At 32.7% G+C, this 1,132-nt stretch carries 1 protein-coding gene; it reads left to right on the top strand.

What is annotated here, in order from left to right; genetic code table 11:
• Nucleotides 1-686: hypothetical protein (locus LJE12_RS19565; RefSeq protein WP_227292384.1), on the top strand; the 686-nt coding region annotated here is incomplete at its 5' end.
• Nucleotides 687-1,132: the final 446 nt, after the last annotated feature.

The raw sequence follows: 1,132 nt of genomic DNA, 5'->3' as shown, positions 1-1,132 counted from the left end.
AACTAGCTGACTTAATCCCAATTCCTGGTAATTATGAACTTTGTGAAACTGGCGATATCTATGTCGGAAATGACTCTGTTACAATTAAAGTTAGAAAAATTGTTAAGACTAAAGATATTACTATCGTATATCAGAACAGAAAAGGAAAAATTATTAACGATAAAGATGTTATAACTGTTGATAAAAATGCTATTTCGGTTAATACTGGTGATTTAACAGCACCTAAAGGATATACTATTGCTATTACAGGTGATATTACTATTTCAAAAAATAATAAAGTTTATATCACCGTAGATCAGAATAAAAAAGCTGTAAGGATTATTTTTAAAGAATCAGATAAAGTGATTGATTCTTCTAAAGAAATTTCCGTAGTAGCTAATGCTAAATCTGTTAAACTGAGCAGAATAACTGCTCCTGCTGGATATCAGATTGTAACAACTAAGCCTAACTTAAAAATTTCTAAAAAGAATACAGTAACTGTTAAAGTTAAAAAATTAGGAAAAACAATCAAAGTGATTTACAGAGATACAACTAATGAAATAGTTGATACTAGAGAAATCGTTGTAGACAAAAAAGCTACTTCTATCAGTGCCAATAAAATTCCAGTACCAGTTGGGTACGAAATGTTGACAACTGGTTCTTGTTCTGTTAGAACTGGAAAGATTGATGTTTATGTAAAAAGATAATCTATTTGTGGGTATCATTCTAAAATAATTTATTTACATACTCTAAAGAAAGGACTGTCCTGAAAACATAATTCAGTGATACTCCATGAACAAATATCCTAAATGAGCTCGCCTTTTGGCGGGCTTATTTACTTTCTGTCATAGACGTTGCAAAAGTTGTGTGCTATATTGATTATATAAGAATATTTCCAAGGAGGATCTGAAGATTGAAAATGAGAAGTAGAGGGTATCCATTACCTTAATCGTAAGTAGGTAATCATCTGTATATTGACATTTTATAAAAGCCATCTGATACTGTTCCTGGCTGTCTGCCAGGTTCTCTATCAGATGGCTTGGTATTATTTTTTTAGTTTAGTACGGCAGTATTCCGGGACAACATTGGGGTCTGACCGTGCGTCCAGCAAAGGGTATATAGTCCGGTGGGTGGAAGCCCCATCAAATAAGCT

It is taken from the genome of Blautia sp. DFI.6.71, assembly GCF_020593585.1.
GTDB lineage: Bacteria > Bacillota > Clostridia > Lachnospirales > Lachnospiraceae > Blautia_A > Blautia_A wexlerae.
This window is presented reverse-complemented; position numbering and strand designations above follow the sequence as displayed.